Source organism: Phaeovulum sp. (assembly GCF_047638075.1).
In the GTDB taxonomy this organism is placed as follows: domain Bacteria; phylum Pseudomonadota; class Alphaproteobacteria; order Rhodobacterales; family Rhodobacteraceae; genus UBA6197.
On sequence record NZ_JBLJBV010000029.1, the window covers coordinates 21699 to 42862 of the forward strand.

Annotated in this window: 20 protein-coding genes; 13 read left to right on the top strand and 7 right to left on the bottom strand. The window is 59.4% G+C overall.

Translation table 11 applies throughout. The annotated features are described in order from the left end of the window. Positions 1-8 precede the first annotated feature (8 nt). Positions 9-1496 carry a DUF2125 domain-containing protein gene (locus ACM62R_RS04355; protein ID WP_415182833.1) on the bottom strand — a complete coding sequence of 496 codons (1488 nt, stop codon included), beginning with the start codon at positions 1494-1496 and terminating at the stop codon, positions 9-11. A gap of 116 nt (positions 1497-1612) precedes the next feature. Between ACM62R_RS04355 and ACM62R_RS04360 the strand changes: the two genes are divergently transcribed. Beyond that, complete coding sequence (locus ACM62R_RS04360) at positions 1613-2224, top strand: enoyl-CoA hydratase/isomerase family protein (RefSeq protein ID WP_415182834.1); 612 nt, start codon at positions 1613-1615, stop codon at positions 2222-2224. A gap of 52 nt (positions 2225-2276) precedes the next feature. On the opposite strand, the gene ACM62R_RS04365 is transcribed toward ACM62R_RS04360, so the two are convergent. Together ACM62R_RS04365 and ahcY are read right to left on the bottom strand one after the other, a co-directional pair. Then, positions 2277-2618: a DUF2853 family protein gene (locus ACM62R_RS04365; protein ID WP_415182835.1), complete on the bottom strand. Its 342-nt coding sequence runs from the start codon at positions 2616-2618 to the stop codon at positions 2277-2279. A gap of 171 nt (positions 2619-2789) precedes the next feature. Further along, the gene (gene ahcY / locus ACM62R_RS04370; protein WP_415182836.1) at positions 2790-4181 is read right to left on the bottom strand and encodes an adenosylhomocysteinase; all 1392 of its coding nucleotides are present in this window, start codon (positions 4179-4181) and stop codon (positions 2790-2792) included. A 206-nt stretch (positions 4182-4387) separates the two neighbouring features. Here ahcY and ACM62R_RS04375 point away from each other — a divergent pair, with 206 nt between their 5' ends. The 3 genes from ACM62R_RS04375 (at position 4388) to ACM62R_RS04385 (ending at position 7001) form a co-directional block, all read left to right on the top strand. After that, complete coding sequence (locus ACM62R_RS04375; RefSeq protein WP_415182837.1) at positions 4388-5347, top strand: glycosyltransferase family 8 protein; 960 nt, start codon at positions 4388-4390, stop codon at positions 5345-5347. Then, a complete protein-coding gene (locus ACM62R_RS04380; protein ID WP_415182838.1) occupies positions 5344-5943 on the top strand; it encodes a hypothetical protein in 600 nt (199 codons plus the stop codon). The genes ACM62R_RS04375 and ACM62R_RS04380 overlap by 4 nt, the downstream gene beginning before the upstream one ends. Before the next feature lie 179 nt (positions 5944-6122). Further along, complete coding sequence (locus ACM62R_RS04385) at positions 6123-7001, top strand: LysR family transcriptional regulator (protein WP_415182839.1); 879 nt, start codon at positions 6123-6125, stop codon at positions 6999-7001. A 44-nt stretch (positions 7002-7045) separates the two neighbouring features. Here ACM62R_RS04385 and ACM62R_RS04390 read toward each other — a convergent pair whose 3' ends face one another. From ACM62R_RS04390 to ACM62R_RS04400, 3 genes are all read right to left on the bottom strand, one after another. Next, positions 7046-7360: an H-NS family nucleoid-associated regulatory protein gene (locus tag ACM62R_RS04390; protein WP_415182840.1), complete on the bottom strand. Its 315-nt coding sequence runs from the start codon at positions 7358-7360 to the stop codon at positions 7046-7048. 89 nt (positions 7361-7449) lie between these two features. After that, positions 7450-8004 (bottom strand): ActR/PrrA/RegA family redox response regulator transcription factor, encoded by a 555-nt coding sequence (locus ACM62R_RS04395; protein WP_415182841.1) that lies wholly within the window; start codon positions 8002-8004, stop codon positions 7450-7452. 92 nt (positions 8005-8096) lie between these two features. Beyond that, positions 8097-8729 carry an SCO family protein gene (locus tag ACM62R_RS04400; RefSeq protein ID WP_415182842.1) on the bottom strand — a complete coding sequence of 211 codons (633 nt, stop codon included), beginning with the start codon at positions 8727-8729 and terminating at the stop codon, positions 8097-8099. A 96-nt stretch (positions 8730-8825) separates the two neighbouring features. Between ACM62R_RS04400 and regB the strand changes: the two genes are divergently transcribed. Both regB and ACM62R_RS04410 read left to right on the top strand, forming a co-directional pair. Further along, positions 8826-10223, top strand: a complete 1398-nt coding sequence (gene regB, locus ACM62R_RS04405; protein WP_415182843.1) for a sensor histidine kinase RegB — start codon at positions 8826-8828, stop codon at positions 10221-10223. 80 nt (positions 10224-10303) lie between these two features. Beyond that, the gene (locus ACM62R_RS04410) at positions 10304-11869 is read left to right on the top strand and encodes a PAS-domain containing protein (protein ID WP_415182844.1); all 1566 of its coding nucleotides are present in this window, start codon (positions 10304-10306) and stop codon (positions 11867-11869) included. A gap of 279 nt (positions 11870-12148) precedes the next feature. Here ACM62R_RS04410 and ACM62R_RS04415 read toward each other — a convergent pair whose 3' ends face one another. Further along, entirely contained in the window at positions 12149-12331 is a 183-nt protein-coding gene (locus ACM62R_RS04415) for a DUF1674 domain-containing protein (protein ID WP_415182845.1), read from the bottom strand. 79 nt (positions 12332-12410) lie between these two features. Here ACM62R_RS04415 and ACM62R_RS04420 point away from each other — a divergent pair, with 79 nt between their 5' ends. The 7 genes from ACM62R_RS04420 to ACM62R_RS04450 all read left to right on the top strand — a co-directional run bounded on the left by ACM62R_RS04420 (position 12411) and on the right by ACM62R_RS04450 (position 21153). Then, positions 12411-13703, top strand: coding sequence for an RsmB/NOP family class I SAM-dependent RNA methyltransferase (locus tag ACM62R_RS04420; protein WP_415182846.1), 1293 nt, complete (start codon positions 12411-12413; stop codon positions 13701-13703). A 95-nt stretch (positions 13704-13798) separates the two neighbouring features. Next, complete coding sequence (locus ACM62R_RS04425) at positions 13799-15622, top strand: heparinase II/III family protein (protein WP_415182847.1); 1824 nt, start codon at positions 13799-13801, stop codon at positions 15620-15622. Then, complete coding sequence (purH, locus tag ACM62R_RS04430; protein WP_415182848.1) at positions 15619-17205, top strand: bifunctional phosphoribosylaminoimidazolecarboxamide formyltransferase/IMP cyclohydrolase; 1587 nt, start codon at positions 15619-15621, stop codon at positions 17203-17205. The genes ACM62R_RS04425 and purH overlap by 4 nt, the downstream gene beginning before the upstream one ends. Positions 17206-17321: 116 nt before the next feature. Then, positions 17322-17813, top strand: a complete 492-nt coding sequence (gene lspA / locus ACM62R_RS04435; RefSeq protein WP_415182849.1) for a signal peptidase II — start codon at positions 17322-17324, stop codon at positions 17811-17813. Between the two features lie 85 nt (positions 17814-17898). Next, positions 17899-18441 carry a DUF3035 domain-containing protein gene (locus tag ACM62R_RS04440; RefSeq protein WP_415182850.1) on the top strand — a complete coding sequence of 181 codons (543 nt, stop codon included), beginning with the start codon at positions 17899-17901 and terminating at the stop codon, positions 18439-18441. Between the two features lie 73 nt (positions 18442-18514). Continuing rightward, positions 18515-19855: a M16 family metallopeptidase gene (locus ACM62R_RS04445; protein ID WP_415182851.1), complete on the top strand. Its 1341-nt coding sequence runs from the start codon at positions 18515-18517 to the stop codon at positions 19853-19855. After that, positions 19852-21153 (top strand): M16 family metallopeptidase, encoded by a 1302-nt coding sequence (locus ACM62R_RS04450; protein WP_415182852.1) that lies wholly within the window; start codon positions 19852-19854, stop codon positions 21151-21153. The genes ACM62R_RS04445 and ACM62R_RS04450 overlap by 4 nt, the downstream gene beginning before the upstream one ends. Positions 21154-21164: the final 11 nt, after the last annotated feature.

Genomic DNA, 21164 nt, shown 5'->3' on the forward strand with positions numbered 1-21164 from the left:
AAGCCAGCCTATTGCAACTGTTGGCCATTGGCATAGATGCTGCCACCTTTCTTGAACTCGATTTTCGAGGTCAGTTCATCCTCGCCGGTAGGCACGGCAAACAGGCCCAGCATCATCCGCGCACCCATCACCTGATCTTGCGGCAACAGCCCCATCGCCACCAACTTGTCCATCAGCGCGTTGGCCCCGACCAGTTTCAGGTCTATGGCGCCCAAAGGCACTGGCGCCCCGGCAGAATTATCAAACGTCATCGCGCCATTGCCTGTCAGCTCGGCACCGGCGGCGGTCAACTGCACCGCCTTGACGTCCAGCGAGTTCAGCTCGCCCGGCGGGGTATCAGCGCTTGCCATGGCGGGATCAAAAATATCGGCCAGCAGCGTGGCCGTTCCCGCCAGATCAACAATCAGCGTCGCTGCGTCATGCGGCAACTGCGCCGTTGGGTCAAACATTGCCCAAAGCTCTTCGGACACCGAAACACCGACCAGCTTCAACGTAGCGGCAAACGGGGCCGGATCGCTGGATTTGGCCAGCGGCATGGCAAAACTGACCAATGTCTCGTCAATCGCGGCGTTTATCGGGAACGGCATGTCGGGGACGGCCATTTCCATCTTGGTATTGGTGCCGCCCGCGCCATAGTGCAGCCCCTCTTTGGACATCGCAAAGTCGAGCTTGCCGGTGTCAGCCGAGGCATTGATTTTGCCTGCACCATCAGGGCCGTCGAAATCCATCATGTATTGGCCGGCGCCGTAGGTAAAGTTGCCGGTCATTTTCAGCCCCAGGTTCAGGGCGGCAGCCATATCGTTCATGTCGATATTGGCGGGCAAGACGAAATCACCCAGCATCTTGAGATCGACCAGATCGCCATTCAGATTGAAGGTGGTACTGCTTTCGGGATCTGCCCCCGAAACGGTAAAGTCCATCCTGGCGCTGGAGAAATCCGATTTGATCTGCGATCCGGACGCGGTGTCCACCGCATAAGTGCCGCTACTGTCAGTCAGGGCAACACGCACCTTGACCGGTATTGCATCGCCATTTGTCACCACTTCGCCCATTTCCACCGCCATCATGGGGGCGGTGATGTTGTAGGCCATATTGTCGGGCGTACCGGAAACCTTTGTCAGCGTATCGGTCTGGCGCAGGGTCATCGCCATTTTGACGGTTTCATCATCTTCCTGCGTGGTCACGTCCATTGGAATGACTTCCGAGGTCACCACGTCGACGGTGCCATCACCCACCTCTTTCAGGCGGATTTCGGGCACGGTAATGACCGCGCTTCCCTTGCCCTCGGGCATGGTCGAGGTAAAGACCGCATCGGTGACGACCAGCGTATCGCCATCCATGTTCTGCGCCCCGATGGACACATCATAGCCAAATGAGGTGTAGTACCCGGTCCAGGAATCCCAGACCTGTTGTGCGGTGACGTCTGCATAAATTGCGGTAGAGCCCAAAAAAGCTGCAAACGCCGCACCGGCGCCCACCCTGTTCCATTTTGTCATGATGTCGTGTCCTTGCTGAAATATGTTGCGTCAAGCATCCTGTGCCAACAAGCAATGGTCAAGGGTCTGCGCTGTTGTTAGGAACGCTTGAGCGGTTTTTGCAAGGAGAGTGCGGCATGATCATGGTAACAAAAGACGATGGTATCTGTTCCGTCATTATCAACCGCCCTGAAAAAGCCAATTCCCTGACCCGTGACATGTTGAATACAATCGCGGATGCTGCTGCACAGGCCACGGCTGACGGCGCGCGGGTTTTCGTCTTGCGCGGCACTGGCAAAGTGTTTTCTGCGGGCGCCGATCTGGATGAGGCCCGCGCAGGATTAGCCACAGACGGGGTGTGGGAGCGACTGTCAGGCGCAATCGCCGCCCTGCCGTGCCTGACAATCGCTGCATTGAACGGCACCTTGGCGGGTGGTGCTTTTGGTATGGCGCTTGCGTGTGATTTGCGCATCGCGGTGCCGGGGGCAAAGTTCTTTTACCCCGTGATGAAGCTGGGGTTTTTGCCACAGCCCTCGGATCCGGCGCGAATGACCGCGCTGATCGGCCCCTCAAGGGCGAAGATGATCCTGATGGCTGGACAAAAAATCACCGCAGAGGAGGCATTGGCCTGGGGGCTGATTGACCGGATTATCGCACCCGAAGCGTTGGACGCGGAAGTAGTGGCCTTGGCCGGCGATGCGCGTGGCGCGAATGCCGATCATGTTGCCGCAATCAAGGCACTGCTTTGAAATGGAAAAAGGGCGCGCCTTGACGGCGCCCCCAAACAGCAAGCCCAATGGCTCAGCCGTAAACACTTTCTTTGCCGAAATGCTTGGTCAGCATGTAATAAACAACTGCGCGGTATTTATTGCGTTCGGATCTGCCATAGGTTTCGATCACGGCATCAATTGCGGCCATTAGTTCCGGCCCGTCTTTCAACCCTAACTTTTTGACCAGAAAGTTATTCTTGACGGTTTCCAGCTCAGCCGGTTGGCCAGCGGCGACAGTTGAAGAATCGGCGTTATAGATTGCCGGACCACAGCCGACGGTGACCTTGGTCAAAAGATCCATATCCGGCGTCATGTTGCATTTGTTTTTCAGATCATCGGCATATTTGGCGATCAAATCGTCTCTCTTACCCATTTCTCACTCCTACCTGTCCCACATAAGATATATCCCAGCACGGGCAACGGGCCCGTGACTGTGGCAGAGGTTAAGGCGAAATCGACCACGGCTCAAACGGAATTCTGCCGGAATCATACCCTTGGCCCGCAAACCTGCCCCGGGCGCCTGATTACGCCCGGGGCAGATGCTTCAGTAACGGTAATGTTCGGCTTTGAACGGACCTTCCATGGCCACGCCGATGTAATCGGCCTGATCCTTGCTAAGCTCGGTCAGCTTTACACCGATTTTCGCCAGATGCAGGCGGGCAACCTTTTCATCCAGCGCCTTGGGCAGGATATAAACACCAGGGACGTATTCCTTGCCCTTTGTGAACAGTTCAATCTGCGCCAGCACCTGATTGGTAAAGCTGGCCGACATCACAAAGCTGGGGTGGCCGGTGGCATTGCCAAGGTTCAGCAAGCGCCCCTCTGACAACAGGATGATCCGCGCGCCCGAAGGCATTTCGATCATGTCCACCTGTTCCTTGATATTGGTCCATTTGTGGTTCTTCAGCGCGGCTACCTGAATTTCATTGTCGAAATGGCCGATATTGCCAACAATCGCCATGTCTTTCATATCGCGCATATGTTCGATGCGGATCACGTCTTTGTTGCCGGTGGTCGTGATGAAGATATCGGCGCTGTTCACCACGTCTTCCAGTACCACAACTTCGAACCCATCCATTGCGGCCTGCAAGGCGCAGATCGGGTCTACTTCGGTCACTTTCACACGGGCACCCGCACCGCGCAGGCTTGCCGCCGAGCCTTTGCCGACGTCGCCATAACCGCACACCACGGCGACCTTGCCTGCCATCATCGTGTCGGTTGCGCGGCGGATCCCGTCGACCAGTGATTCCTTGCAGCCGTATTTGTTATCAAATTTCGACTTGGTGACAGAATCGTTCACGTTGATTGCCGGGAAAGGCAGCAGGCCCTTTTTGTGCAGATCGTAAAGCCGATGCACGCCGGTGGTGGTTTCTTCCGAAACGCCCATGATCGCATCGCGCTGCTTGGTGAACCAGCCGGGGCTTTCCTTCAGGCGCTTCTTGATCTGATTGAACAGGCACACCTCTTCGTCCGAGGTCGGCACGTCGATCAGACCGGTTTCACCCGCTTCAACCCGCGCCCCCAGCAGAATGTAAAGCGTCGCATCGCCGCCATCATCCAAGATCATGTTGCAGGTGCCACCGTCAAACTGGAAAATCTTGTCGGTGTAGGTCCAGTAATCCTCCAGCGTTTCCCCTTTGATGGCGAAAACCGGGATACCCGCTTCAGCAATCGCCGCCGCCGCGTGATCCTGCGTTGAGAAAATATTGCAGCTGGCCCAGCGCACGTCGGCGCCCAGCACCTTGAGCGTTTCAATCAAAACGGCCGTTTGGATGGTCATGTGCAGGCTGCCAGCAATGCGCGCACCCGAAAGCGGCTTTGAGCCGCCAAACTCTTCGCGCAGCGCCATCAGGCCCGGCATTTCGGTTTCGGCAATGTCCAGTTCTTTGCGGCCATAAGCGGCAAGCGCAATATCTTTAACGATGTAATCGGCCATGATGGCTCCTAAATTCAGAATTTGGGCGCTTTTAGCATTTGAACAATCAATCAGCAATAATCTGCTCAGCCAATAGGCGCCACGTCACGGGCCATTGAACGGCGCCGCACAGCGCGTGCGAAACGGGTTGAGGCGCGTTGACTCTGTCTTGGTTGTTCAGCCCATCGCGCCGATGTATCAACACCCAGACCGTTAACGAGAGACCTATGGCAATCACACTTGAGTCTCAGACCCCTGCGACCGCCCGCAAAGCTGTGGCTTTTTGCTGCGACGCCAACTATCTGCCCTACGCGCTGTTTGCGGCAGCGCAGATTACCGCGCTACACCCTGCGCGGGATTTCGACATCTGCATCTGCGATGTAGAAATGCCCGAAATACCGCGTAGCTTGGCCGGATTACATCTGCGGGCCTGCAAATTGACGGCCGACGGGCTGCTGGACGGTTTCGGAACTGACGCCCGGCGCACGATGAGCATGTATCTGCGACTGCTACTGCCTGATGCTTTTGCAGGCGCTTATGACCGGATACTTTATCTCGATGCGGATATTTATGTGCAGGGGGGTGATCTGTCAGCGCTGCTGGCCGTAGAAATGGGGCCAAATCCGGTGGCGGCGGTACGCGATAACCAGCAATGGCGCACGCCGGGGCGGATGCCTGCTGAATTCAAGGCAGCGGGGCTGGGCGTTGCGCCATATTTCAATTCTGGGGTGATGCTGATTGACTGCGCGCGTTGGCAGGCGGATGCGGTGCTAAACCACTGCATCGAATTTGGCACCGCATGCAAGGGGCGGCTTTTACGGCATGATCAGACCCTTTTGAACTGCGTATTGCACCGCCACTGGGCCGAACTGAGCCCTGTTTGGAACTGGCAATACAGCTGGGCTGCGCGGCTATTCGAGGCAATGCAAGGCGCGCATATCGTGCATTTCATCGGACCGTTGAAGCCTTGGAATGATACGGACGGGCAATATCCGCCGCGCTTTTCCCGCGCCTTGGCCGGGTTTTTGGCTGTGCATTTCCCAACCCTTCCGCCCATCGCGGTGGGAAAGGGGCTTGCCCCTAATAGCAGCAGGTTACGTCGGATGATGGTAAAACACCTGCTGTCGGGCCGCGCGATGGCGCGCTATCTGGCGCGGTTCCCGGATCCGTTGACGGTGCAGCAATGAAACGCGCGTGGCAACGAATGTTGTCGGGGCGGCGGTTGGACCTTCTGGACCCCGCGCCGCTGGATATCGAGGTTGAAGACATCGCACACGGCCTGGCCTTCGTGGCGCGCTGGAACGGCCAGACGCGGGGCGATTTTGCCTATTCGGTCGCAGAACATTCCTTGTTGGTCGAAGATATTTTCAACCGTGCCAATCCCGGTATTGCGCCGCGTTGGCGGTTGGCCGCACTGCTGCATGACGCGCCGGAATATGTGATCGGGGATATGATCTCGCCGGTAAAGGCGGCGATCGGGCCCAGTTACGGTGATCTGGATGCGCGGTTGACGGCCGCGGTGCATCTGCGCTTTGGCCTGCCTGCGGCGCTGCCCTTGCCAATCAAAAAGGCAATCAAAACCGCCGATATAGTATCCGCAAGGATGGAGGCAGAGCAGATTGCCGGGTTTTCCAGGGCCGAGGCGGACAAGCTGTTCGGCAGACTTGATCCGGCCTTGGTGCGGGGGCTGACCATCCGGCTAAGACCCCCCGCCGAGGTGCGCGCAGACTACACTGCGCGCCACCAGTCTTTACTGGCCAGTATCCTTGCCCAACTGCCCTGAACGCTGGATGGGTTCGGCACGAGACAACGCATAGCCACCCATGGCGATCGTCATTACTTCTGCTATCATACGGATCATATCCTGACCCTCCTATTATGTCGTCATTGCGCTTCTTTACGCTTGATATCTGCGTGAAAGCCAGTCAGTAATTTTATTGCAATTGATAGTTAGGCTAACATATGCATGATATTGACTGGCGCAGCATGCCCGCGCTGACGGCCCTTCGGTCTTTTGAGGTGACGGCGCGAATGGGTGGCTTCAGCGCCGCCGCGCGCGTGCTGAACGTGACTCACGCCGCCGTCGCCCAGCAGGTACGCGCGCTGGAGGAACGTCTGGACATTGCCCTGGTGTGGCGGGATGGTCGCAACCTGCGTCTTACCGGCGAGGGTGAACGGCTGGCATTGGCGCTAAACGATGGATTCGGCGCCATAGAGACTGCTTTGACCACAATGATAAGGCAGAATGGCGAACGCCCCCTGACCGTCACTCTGCCGCCCGCCTTTGCCGCAGAGTGGCTGATGCCGCGTCTGTCACGGTTTTGGAAACGCCATCCGAACGTGCCGCTGTCACTTTTGCCCGATTCACGCGTGGTGGATCTTTGCCGTGAGGGGGCGACACTGGGTATCCGTTTTGGTGACGGGGGGTGGAACGACGTTGTGTCAGAATTCCTGACCGCAGCACCTCAGATTGTGGTTGGTGCGCCAAGATTGCTGGAGGGGCGCACCCAGCTAAGCCTACGCGAAATGTCTGCGCTGCCTTGGGTGCACGAAGGCACCTGGCCTGAACAGTTGCAGTTGCTGAAATCCATCGGCCTAAACCCAGATGAGTTGAAATTCACCGAGTTCCCAAATGAAGAATTGGCACTTTCTGCGGCCCGCGAAGGGATCGGCCTGCATCTGGAAAGTAAGGCATTGGTTGAGGAAGATTTGATTAATGGCTGGTTGGTTAAGGTGCATGAATTACGGGATGACACTTTAGGTTATTATATAGTCTGGTCGCCTGGCCCCGTAACAAAACAGGCTCAGATATTCATAGATTGGCTCAAGTCTGAAGTCTGAGGCGGGCCAACATGACAGTATGTTACCCGCCCGGCAGACAAAAATCAGATTTCCAGGTCTTTCAAGGATTTTCCAGACGCCAATGCTGCCGTGACCCAGCGTGGTTTGCGGCCGCGACCTGTCCATGTAACAGCGGCATCCGCCGGATTGGCATATTTCGGCGCCGCTGGTTTGCGTTTCTTGGCGCTGGACTCACCTGTAAAGTCCGCGAGGGCATACCCCATCTTGCGCGCGGTTTCCTCTAACTCGGCCAGTGCTTCTTTCTTTTTTCGGTCTTCAAACGTAGCGATAGCACGTTCGACCCGGTTCCGAAGGGCCTTGAGCTCTGCCAGAGGAAGTGCGTCGAGATTGATGTCCATGTTTTATTCCAGCACTGTAAAAGATGCCGCTGTATCTAATGGCGAATGGAATAAATCAAGAAATAAACTCACACAATTAGTAAAGAACTCTACTTGGGGCTGCGTTTGGCCAAAATCCGCTGGAGAGTGCGACGGTGCATGTTCAGGCGCCTTGCCGTTTCCGATACATTGCGCTCGCATAATTCGTAAACACGCTGGATATGTTCCCATCTGACACGATCTGCGCTCATCGGGTTTTCGGGGGGCGGAGGCATGGTTTCCCCACGCGCGAGCAATGCATTTGTAATGTCATTGGCATCGGCAGGTTTGGACAGATAATCGGTTGCGCCGATTTTAACTGCCGCCACAGCGGTCGCAATTGCGCCGTACCCGGTCAAAACAACGATGCGCGCATCGGGGCGGCGTTCGCGCAATGCCTCGACAACATCAAGGCCGTTCCCATCCTCAAGCCTCAGATCTATAACTGCATAAGCGGGCGGTCGCGCCTGCGCGATCGCTTTGCCGGCGGCAACGGTTTCAGCGGTTTCGGGTTGAAAACCACGCTTTTCCATCGCCCTCGCCAGGCGCGTTAAAAATGGCACATCATCATCAACCAGAAGCAAGGTGCGATCACTACCCAACTCCGCAAAATCATCCTCGGCCATCTGTGCCCCCAACTAGTTACTTCAGACAAGTTCTAGGGGGTCACGCGACGATGGTCAATTTCTTGCTTGGTATAAATGCAGGCGCCCTCGCCTCAGCCATTCTCGGCGTCGATGAAGCAGGACACGCGGTCCGCCATTTCCTGCGGGGTCGTGTCACGGTTAAAAAACTCGGCAAAGCCGGACTTTGGAAACACCAGGTAGGTCTGGGTTGAGTGATCGACCAGATAATAGGGATCGCTTGGATCCTTTATATTGAAATATGTGCGGTAGGCCTGACTGGCGGCCTTTACCTGCTCTGGTGTGCCGGTCAGACCGATCATTCGTGGATGCATCACACTGGTGAAATCGGCCAGCACCTCTGGCGTATCGCGCGCCGGATCGACCGAGATGAAGATCGGCGTTACGAAATAACCCTTATCCTCCAATAGCATAACCGCTTCGGCATTGCGCGCGTTATCAAGCGGGCAAACATCCGGGCAGTAGGTATAGCCAAAATAGATCAGGGCCGGCGTCGTAATCACATCTTTATCGGTGACGGTGGCGCCCGTTTCGTCAATCAGCGTGAATGGGCCGCCAATGCTGCCGCCACCGCCCGCGACCACGCCACGGCGGCATTGGGCAAAACGGTCTTCCTCGCCCGGGCGCGTAACGAAATAGGCGACCGCCAACCCAGCCGCAATGACAACAGCGGCGGCGATAGCGGTGGTGCGGGCGGAAATGGGCATCAATAACCTCAGAATCTGGTAGCAGGACGCTCATTGATTGCGCATTGCGGGCCGACTATCAATGCAAACCGCTGCGATGTGACAACAGGACCCATCATGCCGAACGCTGTCAGCCTACCGGAACACACGCATCTGCACGAAACGCACAGCGATTGGGTGCGCCTGCGAACACTGATCCTGCTGCGGTGGACGGCCATTTTCGGGCAACTGGCGGCGCTGTTGGCCGCATCACTGATCTACAGTATAGCGCTGGACATGCCGTTGTGCCTGGCGACGGTCGGGGCCGCGGCGGCTGCAAACCTGGTCGCGATCTTTCTTTTCCCAGAAAGCAAACGTCTTTCCGCAGGTGAAACGCTTGCGATGTTGCTCTTTGATACGGCACAATTGGCCCTGCTGCTGGCGCTGACAGGAGGGTTGAATAACCCGTTCGCGTTGCTGATACTTGCACCGGCCACCATTGCGGCGACGGCGCTTCAGACCCGCTCCACCGTGTTTGTGGGCTCAGCGACAATCGTGATGATTACCATGGTCGCCTTTTACAGCGCGCCCCTAGTGATGCACGATGGAACAGTCATTGCCGTGCCGCCGATGTTTGGCTTTGGTTACTGGCTGGCAATTGTTATCGGGGTTATATTTCTGGGGGCCTATGCGCGCCGGGTAGCGTTTGAGATCCACTCGATGGGTGATGCGCTTTTTGCGACCCAAAGCGCACTGGCGCGCGAACAGAAGCTGACAGATCTGGGTGGGGTGGTGGCTGCAGCAGCGCACGAACTTGGGACACCTCTTGCCACGATAAAACTGGTCAGCGCGGAGCTGGCAGACGAGCTTGGGGACCATCCTGATCTACGCGAGGATGCGTTGTTGATCCGCAGTCAGGCTGACCGTTGCCGGGACATTCTACATAGCATGGGACGGGCCGGAAAAGATGATACGCACCTGCGCGCCGCACCGTTGTTAGCCGTCCTGCGCGAAGCTGCCGAACCGCACCAGGACCGCGGCAAGACACTCCTTTTTGACACGTCGCCAGGGCCGGGCGGCAGTGAGCGTCAGCCGATCATCTACCGCTTCCCCGAACTTATCCACGCATTGCGAAACCTGATGCAGAACGCCGTTGATTTTGCGCATTCGACTGTCTGGATAGATGCGCAATGGACCGCGACTGAGATTATCGTCCGCATCTGCGATGACGGGCGCGGCTATGCCCCGGGCGTTTTAGGCCGTATCGGAGACCCGTTTCTCAGTGCGCGCAGGGGCGAGTCGGATCGCCGCCAGCGCCCCGAATATGAGGGCATGGGCCTTGGCCTGTTCATTGCGAAAACGCTGTTGGAACGCACCGGCGCACGGTTGAAATTCGCAAACGGAACCGATCCTTTTTTGCGTGACGACGAACATCCGGCACGGTCTGGCGCAATTGTTGAGGTGGTCTGGCCCGTTGAAAGGATTGTTGCCGATGATCTTGGTACATTGGGAGAAAACCTTCAGTTTACGCCCTGAGCACATTTAACGGCACATTAACCATTGTTGCGGATGCTGGTCCACAGGCGATCAGAAAGGTCGAAGCGATGGAACAGTGGATGCTGGCACTTGTAATTGTGGCAACCTCGGTCGGATCGGCGTTAATCGCGCTGATGATTATTTCTGTTCAGCTTGGTCAGCGGCGCAAGGCTGCGGCGCTCGCGGTGCAGCCCGCATTGGAACAATCAGTCTTTCTATTTGACGATCAGGATCTGGTTGATGCAACCGCCCCGGCGCGCGCACTTTTGAACGCCTCTCCAATGGGCGGTAGTGATTGGGCCAGGCTATCAGCGTTTCTCGCCACGCGATTCGATGATTTTGCGTCAATTCTGGGCAGTTTATCGTCGCGTGGCACAATCGAAATGGTCGCCCGCTCACCCGATGGCACGGCCCCGCTGCGGCTTTTCGCAGAAGATGTCAACGGCATGGCGCGCATAGCGCTTACCGACCCCGAGGTTGAGGGGCACGGGGTCGTGGTCGACGGGCTGTCACACCGCGCGCTGGAAGACGAACTGGAACATCTGCGCGTGACAATGGATCGCGCTCCGGTTTTATGTTGGCGCGAGAACGCCACGGGTAGCGTGATTTGGGCAAATCGCGCCTATATCTTGCGGTCAGATGCGCTTGCAAATGCCGATGATGCGCTGACTTGGCCGCTTCCACATCTTTTTGGGGCAGAGGCTGCGACACCTGAAAGCGGCCCACGCCGCATGAAAATAAATGCGCCAGACGGTAAAGTCTTTTGGTTCGAATGGCAGAGCTACCGTCTTGAAAGTGGAACATTGAACTTTGCTGTTTCCATAGATGGAACGGTGCGCGCAGAACGCGCCCTTCGTGATTTCGTCCAGACATTGACGAAAACCTTTGCCGATCTTCCCATTGGGCTGGCCATTTTTGATCGGCAGCGGCAGTTGCAATTATTCAACCCCGCACTGATTGAATTGACGCAGCTTGGGGCTGAATTCCTATCTTGCCGCCCAACACTTTATGCTTTCCTTGATCGCCTTCGCGAAGGCAGGATGATGCCCGAGATGAAGGATTACCGAAGCTGGCGTCAGCAGATGACAGCCTTGGAGCAGGCGGCCGCAGCGGGCCACCATTCAGAGACCTGGTCACTACCTTCGGGTCAGACCTATCGGGTCACAGGCCGCCCACATCCCGATGGCGCCGTGGCGTTCCTCTTTGAGGATATATCATCCGAAGTGTCTTTAACGCGGCGATTTCGTGCTGAATTGGAACTGGGTCACGAGGTGCTTGATGCGCTACAAGAGGCAGTCGCGGTATTCCAGCCATCGGGCGAACTGGTTACATCGAATGCGGCCTATGCACAGATGTGGGGTGTCGATCCGCGCACAACCCTGGGGCAGGTGACGGCGCTCGATTCGATTCGTATATGGCAAGATAAATGCCAGCCCAGTCCGATCTGGGCCACGGCACGCGATTTTACCACACAGATTGGCAATCGCACTGCCTGGGCAGGTGAAGCCACACTTGCCAACGGCCAACGCATTATCTGCCGTTTCGTCCCCTTGACAGGGGGCACAACGCTCGCCGGTTTTACCCCGCTGATGCAATCAGCACTGCAAAACCCAACGATACGCACTGCGGAACCTGTCGGTGCCTAGATCTTTGAGCCCCTGTTTTGATGGCGCCGTTCCTTTTGTTCATCGAAAAGCATGACGGAATAAGTTCAACGCCACGGTCATGCCCCCTGTCAGATCAGCAACAACGTGCCAGCGCCTCAATTTCCAACGGACAGCACCCTGCCATTGCTGATTTCATGGCAAGGGTGACGTTGCTTTTGACCGGCGACGATTGCCATGATCAATCCGGGTCGAAGGCCGATTTCCTCAGCAACCTCTTGAATGCTCTTTGGGGGTTCGGGATGAAAAACCCTCGGCGGGTCAGAAATCGACCGCCATCCCCTTCTTCTCCCAATCGCCAAAGCGCACCGGGTCCAGTCCATCGCGCCCGCCCAGTTCAGTCGGCGATGCCGTTGTGCCTGCAGCTTTGCGCCGCTCTTCGGCTTCTGACAACGCGCGCAGCGCGGCTGGGGCCAAGTCAGGTTTTTTGGTGAGGTCGGTCATCTTGCACGTTCCTTGTGAAGGGTCCGGTCATGATATAGTGGGCAGCGGTACTCGTAACAAGCCAAAGGGTCACGGTCATATGAGCATGGGGGAAGACGCACGCAAAGCGGCGCTGGGGCTGATCCTGGGCGTTACCGAACACGCGCAGCCCTTGTCTGACCAACTCGCCGCCGGCGATCTTGGCGGGCTACCTCCGGCTGAACGCGCCCGCGCCCAGCGGCTTGCCTTGGCCACGCTGCGCCACCTGGGCCGCGCCGATGCGGTTCTTAAAAAGCTGATGCGTCGCGCGCCGCCGCCTGACGTTCAGGCGCTGTTGCGCCTTGCGACGGTCGAAATGCTGGAAGAGGGTGCAGCACCGCACGGTGTGGTGAACGATGCGGTGACGATCGCGCGCACCGGCGGCCCGCGGACCGACAGCTTCACCGCGCTGATCAATGCGGTGCTGCGCAAGGTGGCTGAAACCGACCCCGCGACATGGGACAGCCTGCCGCCTCCGGCCTTGCCGGACTGGCTGCGGGGGCGGCTGATGTCGGCTTGGGGCAAACAGACAACGATGCGGATCGAGGCGGCCCACCTGCGCGCCGCCCCCTTGGACGTTACTCCAAAATCCGCCGATACCGCGCCCGAACTGGCCGAGGCGCTAGGCGCCACGCTGTTGCCCACCGGCAGCCTGCGGCTGGCCGCACGGGGGCAGGTGTCGGATCTGCCGGGCTTTGCCGAAGGGGCGTGGTGGGTGCAAGATGCCGCCGCTGCCCTTGCCGCCAGAATCCTCGCCCCCGCAGCGGGTGCGCGCACCCTGGATCTGTGCGCCGCGCCGGGCGGCAAGACGCTGCAACTTGCGGCGATGGGCGCTGATGTGACGGCGCTGGACATCTCCTCTCCACGCGCCCAGCGGATCGCAGAGAATCTGGCCCGCTGCGGCCTGTCCGCCCGTATTGTCACCGATGATGCGCTGCATTGGCAGCCCGATGCACCTTTTGAGGCGATTCTTCTGGATGCGCCCTGTTCCGCCACGGGCACGGTGCGACGCCACCCCGACGTGCCCTATGCAAAAGACCCACGGTCCTTACGCGAGCTGTTTGCGCTGCAAGCCCAGATGTTGGACCGCGCGCTTGACATGTTGGCGCCAAATGGGCGGCTGGTCTATTGCACCTGTTCGCTTTTGCCCGAAGAGGGCGAGGCGCAGATTGCCGCGGCCCTGACCCGCCACCCCGGCCTGCGCACCCAGCCGGGCGCTCTCGCCCTGCCGGGCATCGACCCGGAATGGATCACCGCCGAGGGCGGCTTGCGCCTGCGCCCCGACTATTGGCCCGAAACCGGCGGCATGGACGGATTCTATATCGCCTGTCTTACGCGTGACCTTGCCGGGTAGTGCCACTTCTGCGGTGACAGTCCTTTCAGGCCCGACTATGGTGCCCCCGAAACCGACGTTATAAAAAGCGGTGGCGTCGCAATATCCGGGGCAGCATGGCACGGCAGGCATCATTCGGGGGCAGAACGACGGCAGTGGCGGCGGGCAGTTGGCCCGACCGCAAGACACGCCTGTTCAACCGCCTTGCTGCCATGCGCGCCGCCCGCGCCCGCCCCGCCACCGGATTTGTCAGCCAGCCCGAGCCCCGGACCATTGGATCATTTGCGCGGGGGCGGCAACTTATCGCCGGCAATTTCCTGTTTGCCGGATTTCTGATCGAAGGCCCCGGCAAAACACTGTGGGACTTGCCGATGCCCGATCCCAGCTTTGAAGAGGCGCTACATGGCAATGCCTGGCTGGATGATCTTGCCGCTGTGGGCGACCGCGCGGCACGCGACCGTGCGCAGACCTGGGTCTTTGACTGGATCACCCATTTTGGCGCAGGCAAAGGGCCGGGCTGGACGCCGGATCTGACCGGGCGGCGCCTGATCCGCTGGATCAACAACGCACTGTTGCTGCTGAATGGGCAAAACCGCGCCGCCGCCGATGCGTTTTTCCGCAGTCTTGGCCAACAGACCATCTTTCTTGCGCGGCGCTGGAAAGCGGCCAGCCCCGGCCTGCCGCGATTCGAAGCGCTGACAGGTCTGATCTACGCGGGTCTTGCCCTGACCGGGATGGAGCGCCACGTTGCCGCCGCCGCAAGCGCACTGGCCCATGAATGCAACACCCAGATTGATGCCGAAGGCGGCATCCCCACCCGCAACCCCGAAGAATTACTGGAGGTATTCACCCTTCTGACCTGGGCCGCCGCGGCCCTGTCCGAGGCCGGGCGCACGCCCTCGGCCGCGCATCTGGCGGCGATCGGGCGTATCGCCCCCACCTTGCGCACCCTTCGCCACGCCGACGGCGGCCTGGCGCGGTTTCATGGCGGTGGGCGTGGCCAGGAAGGACGGCTGGACCAGGCATTGGCAGCAGCAGGCGTGCGGGCGGTGCTTTCTGACGGGCTGGCGATGGGGTTTGCCCGGTTGCACGGGGGGCGCACCACGCTGATTGTTGACGCGGCGGTTCCGCCATCGGGGCCCGCCTCGGCCAATGCTCACGCATCTACTTTGGCGTTGGAACTGACCTCGGGGCGGCGACCGCTGGTTGTCAATTGCGGCTCGGGGGCGTCCTTTGGCCGCGATTGGCACCGCGCAGGCCGGGCAACCCCCAGCCATTCAACGCTGGGCATCGTTGGCTTTTCCTCGTCACGCCTTGGCCCTGACGGCATGTTGGGCAGTGCCAGCCGAGGGTATTTAAGCGATATTCCGTCCGAGGTCTGGGCCCAGCAAGAACAGACCGAAGATGGCCCCCGGCTTTTGTGCGGGCATAATGGCTATGCCGCCACCCACGGAATGACCCATATGCGCGACCTCATGCTATCGCCCGATGGCCGGACGTTGAAAGGCGAAGATACGCTTGGCGCAATGACCAGCGAGGATCGCAAGCGGTTTGAAGTGATCATGGACCGTTCGGGCCTGCAGGGGATAGCGTTTGATATCCGCTTTCATCTGCATCCCGACGTGGATGCGGCGCTGGATATGGGGGGCGCCGCCGTGTCGATGGTGCTCAAATCCGGTGAAATATGGGTGTTTCGGCATGACGGCGCGGCGACTATGTCTCTGGAGCCCTCGGTTTTTCTGGAAAAGGGGCGGCTGCGGCCGCGTGCCGCGCGCCAGATCGTTCTGTCCGGGCGGGTTCTGGACTATGCGTGCCAGATTGGCTGGACCTTGGCCAAGGCACAAGATACCCCCGCTGCCATCCGCGATCTTGAAACCGCAACTTTTGACGACACCGACGCACCCCCGAAACTGACTGAGCCAAAGGACCATTCCCAGTGACCAATCTCGTCCCCCTTCGCCGCGCGCTGATTTCCGTATCCGACAAGACCGGGCTGATCGAATTTGCAAGATCATTGGCCGCACGGGGTGTCGAAATCCTGTCAACCGGCGGTACCGCCTTGGCGCTGCGCACGGCAGGCGTGCGTGTGAAGGACGTGGCCGAGGTGACAGGCTTTCCCGAAATGATGGATGGCCGTGTGAAAACCCTGCATCCGGCGGTGCATGGCGGGCTTTTGGCGCTGCGCGATGATGTCGAACACCAGGTTGCCATGGCAGCCCATGGGATCGAGCCGATCGACCTGCTGATCGTCAACCTTTACCCGTTTGAAGAGACCGTGGCGAAGGGCGGCGATTATGCCGACTGTATTGAAAATATCGACATCGGCGGCCCCGCGATGATCCGCGCGGCCGCCAAGAACCATGCCTTTGTCGCAACGGTCGTTGACGTGCAGGATTATGATGCCCTGCTGGCGGAATTGGACAAGAACGATGACCGTACCTCATTGGTTTTCCGCCAGCGGCAGGCGCAGATAGCCTACGCCCGTACAGCGGCCTATGACGCAGCAGTCAGCACCTGGATGGCAACGATAATCGGAGAAGAAACTCCACGCCGCCGTGCCTTTGCCGGAACACTTGCCCAGACGCTGCGCTACGGCGAAAATCCGCATCAGTCAGCAGCGTTCTATCTGGACGGATCAAACCGCCCGGGCGTGGCCACGGCCAAACAGTGGCAGGGCAAAGAGCTCAGTTATAACAACATCAACGATACCGACGCGGCGTTTGAGCTGGTATCAGAATTTGCCGGGCAAGGGCCCGCGGTGGCGATCATCAAACACGCCAACCCCTGCGGTGTGGCACAAGGCAAAACCCTGCTTGAGGCATATAAGCGGGCTTATGACTGTGACCGCACATCGGCATTCGGCGGTATCATCGCGCTGAACCAAAAGCTGGACGCGGCGACGGCCGAAGAAATCTGCAACATCTTCACCGAGGTTGTCATCGCCCCCGATGCCGACCCCGCCGCCCGCGAAATCTTTGCTGCCAAGAAAAACCTGCGCTTGCTGACCACCGGCGCACTGGCAAATCCGCTAAGCGATGTGCTGACCTACCGCCAGGTCGGCGGCGGGTTCCTGGTGCAGGGCAAGGACAATGGCACGATAACGCGTGCCGACCTGAAAGTGGTAACTAAACGCGCGCCCAGCGAACAGGAACTGACCGACCTGCTGTTTGCCTGGAAGGTAGCCAAGCACGTCAAATCGAACGCGATCATCTACGTCAAGGACGGTGCAACCGTTGGCGTGGGCGCAGGCCAGATGAGCCGCGTCGACAGCACCCGCATCGCTGCCCGAAAAGCCCAGGACATGGCTGAGGCGCTGGGCCTGTCCTCGCCCCTGACCCAAGGGGCTGTCGTCGCTTCGGACGCGTTCTTCCCCTTTGCTGACGGCCTGATTACCGCCGCCGAGGCGGGAGCCACCGCCCTGATTCAGCCCGGCGGCTCAATGCGTGACGCCGAAGTGATCGCGGCCGCCGATGCGGCGGGTCTGGCAATGGTCTTTACCGGGATACGGCATTTCCGCCACTGATGATTCGGCTTTTCGTTGGCGCAAATACTCCCGCCGGAGGCCCTACCTTGCAAAAGACGCCTCCGGCGGGAGTATTTGCGCCAACGAAAAGCCAAAGTGAATATATGGAGGCGTTCATGCGACTTGCGGCAAAGGTAACGGCGACGATCATGGCCGTGGATCAAGTGTCGAAATACGTCGTGGTTCATGTTCTCGGGTTGGATCGCAAACTGACTATTGACGTATTTCCGCCTTGGGTAAATTTTCGTATGGCGTGGAATCAGGGCGTGAATTTCGGCCTGTTTTCAGGGCAAAGCGACTGGACACGCTGGGGGTTGATCCTGCTGGCGCTGGGAATATCGGTCTGGGTTTGGCTTTGGGTGCGGCGCGAGGCGCATTCAAGACTGGTTCAGGTCTCGGCGGGGCTGTTGGTCGGTGGGGCGTTGGGCAATGTGGTGGACCGGCTGCTTTACGGGGCAGTGGCAGATTTTCTGAACCTGTCGGTGCCCGGAATCGATAATCCCTATTCGTTCAATGTCGCTGATATTGCGATTTTCGCCGGGGCGGCGGGGCTGGTTTTTTTCGCTGGGCGCAACGATGCAAGCCCGGCCAAGGCCCGCAAGCGCTAAGTGGTTGGGCATAAGTCTTGGTTTCCCTCGTGACGCGCGCAAACTCTTGCGTTAAGACGGGGGCATATTGGTGAGGGAGTGGCGCATGCGGGCGAAAATCGGCACTTTTGGGGCGCTTGCGGTGGCGGCCTTGATGCTTGCCGCCTGTGGTAGTGACAAGCAGCCGCAGCTGATGAACCTGCGGTCTACCACGGCGGGGCCGGATGAATTCGGTATCCTGCCGACCAAGCCCTTGCAGATGCCGCAGGATCTGGCCGATTTACCTACCCCAACGCCGGGGGGCACCAGCATCACTGACCCCACACCAGAGGCAGACGCAGTGGCGGCCCTGGGCGGCAATCCTGCGGCTTTGGCGCGCAGGGGCATTGGCGCGGGTGACGGGGCTTTGGTTGCGCAAGCGGGCCGTTTTGGCACCTCGGCGGCGATCCGTGACCAGTTGGCCGCCGAAGATCTGGAATACCGCCGCAAAAACGATGGCCGGCTGATGGAACGTCTGTTCAGTGTAAACGTATATTTCAAGGCCTATGCCCCGATGGCGCTGGATCAGCACGCCGAGTTGGAGCGTTGGCGCAAGGTTGGCGCGCGCACACCTGCGGCGCCGCCGCCGGCCAAATTGCTGAATCCGTAATCAACTCCGCGTCAGATGGGTTGATCCCGGCACGCCATGGCGTAGCTATGGGGCGCATTCCCCGGAGGTTTACATGTTCCGACCGATTCTGATGCTTGGGCTTTTGGCCGCATTCAGCCTTCCTGCTAACGCCGAAAACGTGACCCATTTTATCCTGCCCAACGGGCTTGAGGCCATCGTGATCGAGGATCATCGCGCCCCGGTCGTGGTGCAGATGGTCTGGTACAAGGCAGGATCCGCCGATGAGCAGCGTGGTAAATCGGGGGTTGCGCATTTTCTGGAGCACCTGATGTTCAAGGGCACCGATGACCTCGCGCCCGGCGAACTTTCAAAGGTAGTCGAGGCCAATGGCGGGTCCGATAACGCCTTCACCTCTTACGACTACACCGCCTATTACCAGCGCATCAGCGCTGATCGGCTGGAACTGGTCATGCGGATGGAGGCGGACCGAATGCGCGATCTGATCCTGTCGGAAGATGACTGGCAGACCGAACGCGAGGTGATCATCGAAGAGCGCAACCAGCGCACCGATAGCGACCCTGCCGCAATTTTCGGTGAACAACGCCGGGCTGCGCAGTACCTCAATAGCCCCTATGGCACGCCCGTTATCGGGTGGCGCCATGAGATGGAGCAGTTGACCCGTGACGATGCTTTGGCGTGGTATCGGCGCTATTACGCCCCCAATAATGCGGTTTTGGTGGTGGCGGGCGATGTGCAGCCCGATCAGGTGAAGGCGCTGGCGGAACAATACTACGGCCCGCTGGCCCCTACGCCCGATCTTGGCCCCCGCCAACGCGCGCAAGAACCGCCGCAATTGGCGGAACGGCGCATGACCTTTGCCGACCCGCGTGTAGCCCAGCCGTATGTCACCCGCAGCTACCTGGCCCCCGAACGTGACCCCGGCGATCAGGCGCAAGCCGCTGCACTGACCGTTCTGGCCCAGGTACTGGGCGGCAATGGTGCGACCTCGGTTCTGGGCAAGGCGCTGATGTTTGGCACGCCCAAGGCCCTTTACGTTGGCGCGGGCTATGACGGCATGGCGATTGACGACACCACGTTCAATCTGTTTGTCGTTCCCGCCGAAGGCGTGTCACTGCAACAGGCTGAAGACGCGATGGATGCCACTTTGGCCAAATTCATGGATGAGGGTGTAGACCCCGCGCAATTCGCCCGGATCAAGACCCAGATCACCGCAGGCGAGATTTACGCCCTGGACCAGGTACAGGGCCTTGCCCAGCGCTATGGCGAGGCGCTGGCCAGCGGGCTGACGGTGGACGATGTGAAAGGCTGGCCCGATGCGCTGCGCGCCGTGACCGAGGCCGACGTGATGACCGCCGCGAAAGATGTCTTTGACCGCCGCCGCGCCGTGACCGGCTGGCTGTCGCAACCTGCCGCTGTGGAGGTCACGCAATGATCCGTTTCGTTTTTGCGGCCCTGTTGGTGTTTGCTGCCCTGCCGGCGCGGGCGGTTGATATTCAATCAGTCACCTCCTCCGGCGGGATTACGGCGTGGCTGGTGGAAAGCCACGAGATTCCCTTTACCGCGCTTGAAATCCGCTTTCAGGGCGGTGCCAGCCTTGATGCGCCCGAAAAGCGCGGGGCGATCAACCTGATGACCGCTACACTCGAAGAAGGCGCCGGTGATCTGGACAGCCACGGCTTTGCCGAGGCGGCCGAGGCCTTGGCCGCGGGTTTTTCTTTCAACGTGTCGGATGATGTTCTGTCCGTTTCGGCCAAAATGCTGACTGAAAATCGCGATCAGGCCGTGGCGCTGTTGGGGCAGGCGCTGAATGCGCCACGGTTTGACCAAAGCGCGATTGACCGGGTGCGCGGGCAGGTGCTGTCGACTATTGCGTCAGACGCAAAAGACCCCGGCGCGATTGCGGGTGAAACTTTCGCCCGGCTGGCCTATGGCGACCATCCCTACGGCAGTTCAATCAACGGCACCGCCGATAGCGTGGCGGCCTTGACCCGCGACGATATCATTGAGGCGAAGGCGCGCGTGATGGCCCGTGACCGGATCTTTGTGTCGGCAGTGGGTGATATCACGCCCGAGGAACTGGGGGCGGTGCTGGATACGCTGCTGGGACCGCTGCCAGCGACCGGTGCGCCTATGCCACTGCGGGCGACGTTGGGTCTGACCGGCGGTGTGACGGTGGTTGACTATGACAGCCCGCAATCCATGGTGCTGTTCGGGCAGGAAGGTCTTGCCATGGATGACCCTGACTTTTTCGCCGCCTATGTGCTGAATCAGGTGTTGGGTGGCGGCGGATTTTCATCGCGCCTGATGGATGAGGTGCGCGAAAAGCGCGGGCTGACCTACGGCGTTGCGTCCTATCTGGTGCCCAAGGATCTGGCCGAAACGTGGCAGGGTTCGGTCGCGTCGGCCAATGAAAAGGTGGCCGAGGCGATTGCGGTGATCCGGGCGGAATGGGCGCGTATGGCGAAAGACGGCGTGACCGAGCAGGAACTGGACGAGGCCAAGACCTACCTGACCGGCGCCTATCCGCTGCGGTTTGATGGCAACGGGCCGATTGCCGATATTCTGGTGGGGATGCAGCTTTCCGATCTGCCCATTGATTACGTCAACACCCGCAACGCCAAGGTCGAGGCCGTTACCCGCGAAGACGTCGCCCGCGTGGCCGCGCGTCTGCTGGATGCTGACAGTTTGCGCTTTGTGGTGGTGGGTCGTCCGGTCGGGTTGACCAACTGATATGCGGGGCG

Excerpts from the sequence above, each read along its gene's own strand:
- ACM62R_RS04420 (WP_415182846.1), top strand. The coding sequence starts at position 12,411 with ATGAGCATGGGGGAAGACGCACGCAAAGCGGCGCTGGGGCTGATCCTG.
- ACM62R_RS04395 (WP_415182841.1), bottom strand. The coding sequence starts at position 8,004 with ATGGCCGAGGATGATTTTGCGGAGTTGGGTAGTGATCGCACCTTGCTT.
- ACM62R_RS04425 (WP_415182847.1), top strand. The coding sequence starts at position 13,799 with ATGGCACGGCAGGCATCATTCGGGGGCAGAACGACGGCAGTGGCGGCG.
- ACM62R_RS04380 (WP_415182838.1), top strand. The coding sequence starts at position 5,344 with ATGAAACGCGCGTGGCAACGAATGTTGTCGGGGCGGCGGTTGGACCTT.
- ACM62R_RS04450 (WP_415182852.1), top strand. The coding sequence starts at position 19,852 with ATGATCCGTTTCGTTTTTGCGGCCCTGTTGGTGTTTGCTGCCCTGCCG.
- regB (WP_415182843.1), top strand. The coding sequence starts at position 8,826 with ATGCCGAACGCTGTCAGCCTACCGGAACACACGCATCTGCACGAAACG.
- lspA (WP_415182849.1), top strand. The coding sequence starts at position 17,322 with ATGCGACTTGCGGCAAAGGTAACGGCGACGATCATGGCCGTGGATCAA.
- ACM62R_RS04410 (WP_415182844.1), top strand. The coding sequence starts at position 10,304 with ATGCTGGCACTTGTAATTGTGGCAACCTCGGTCGGATCGGCGTTAATC.
- ACM62R_RS04440 (WP_415182850.1), top strand. The coding sequence starts at position 17,899 with ATGCGGGCGAAAATCGGCACTTTTGGGGCGCTTGCGGTGGCGGCCTTG.
- ACM62R_RS04355 (WP_415182833.1), bottom strand. The coding sequence starts at position 1,496 with ATGACAAAATGGAACAGGGTGGGCGCCGGTGCGGCGTTTGCAGCTTTT.
- ACM62R_RS04365 (WP_415182835.1), bottom strand. The coding sequence starts at position 2,618 with ATGGGTAAGAGAGACGATTTGATCGCCAAATATGCCGATGATCTGAAA.
- ACM62R_RS04375 (WP_415182837.1), top strand. The coding sequence starts at position 4,388 with ATGGCAATCACACTTGAGTCTCAGACCCCTGCGACCGCCCGCAAAGCT.
- ACM62R_RS04400 (WP_415182842.1), bottom strand. The coding sequence starts at position 8,729 with ATGCCCATTTCCGCCCGCACCACCGCTATCGCCGCCGCTGTTGTCATT.
- ahcY (WP_415182836.1), bottom strand. The coding sequence starts at position 4,181 with ATGGCCGATTACATCGTTAAAGATATTGCGCTTGCCGCTTATGGCCGC.
- ACM62R_RS04360 (WP_415182834.1), top strand. The coding sequence starts at position 1,613 with ATGATCATGGTAACAAAAGACGATGGTATCTGTTCCGTCATTATCAAC.
- ACM62R_RS04390 (WP_415182840.1), bottom strand. The coding sequence starts at position 7,360 with ATGGACATCAATCTCGACGCACTTCCTCTGGCAGAGCTCAAGGCCCTT.
- ACM62R_RS04445 (WP_415182851.1), top strand. The coding sequence starts at position 18,515 with ATGTTCCGACCGATTCTGATGCTTGGGCTTTTGGCCGCATTCAGCCTT.
- ACM62R_RS04385 (WP_415182839.1), top strand. The coding sequence starts at position 6,123 with ATGCATGATATTGACTGGCGCAGCATGCCCGCGCTGACGGCCCTTCGG.
- ACM62R_RS04415 (WP_415182845.1), bottom strand. The coding sequence starts at position 12,331 with ATGACCGACCTCACCAAAAAACCTGACTTGGCCCCAGCCGCGCTGCGC.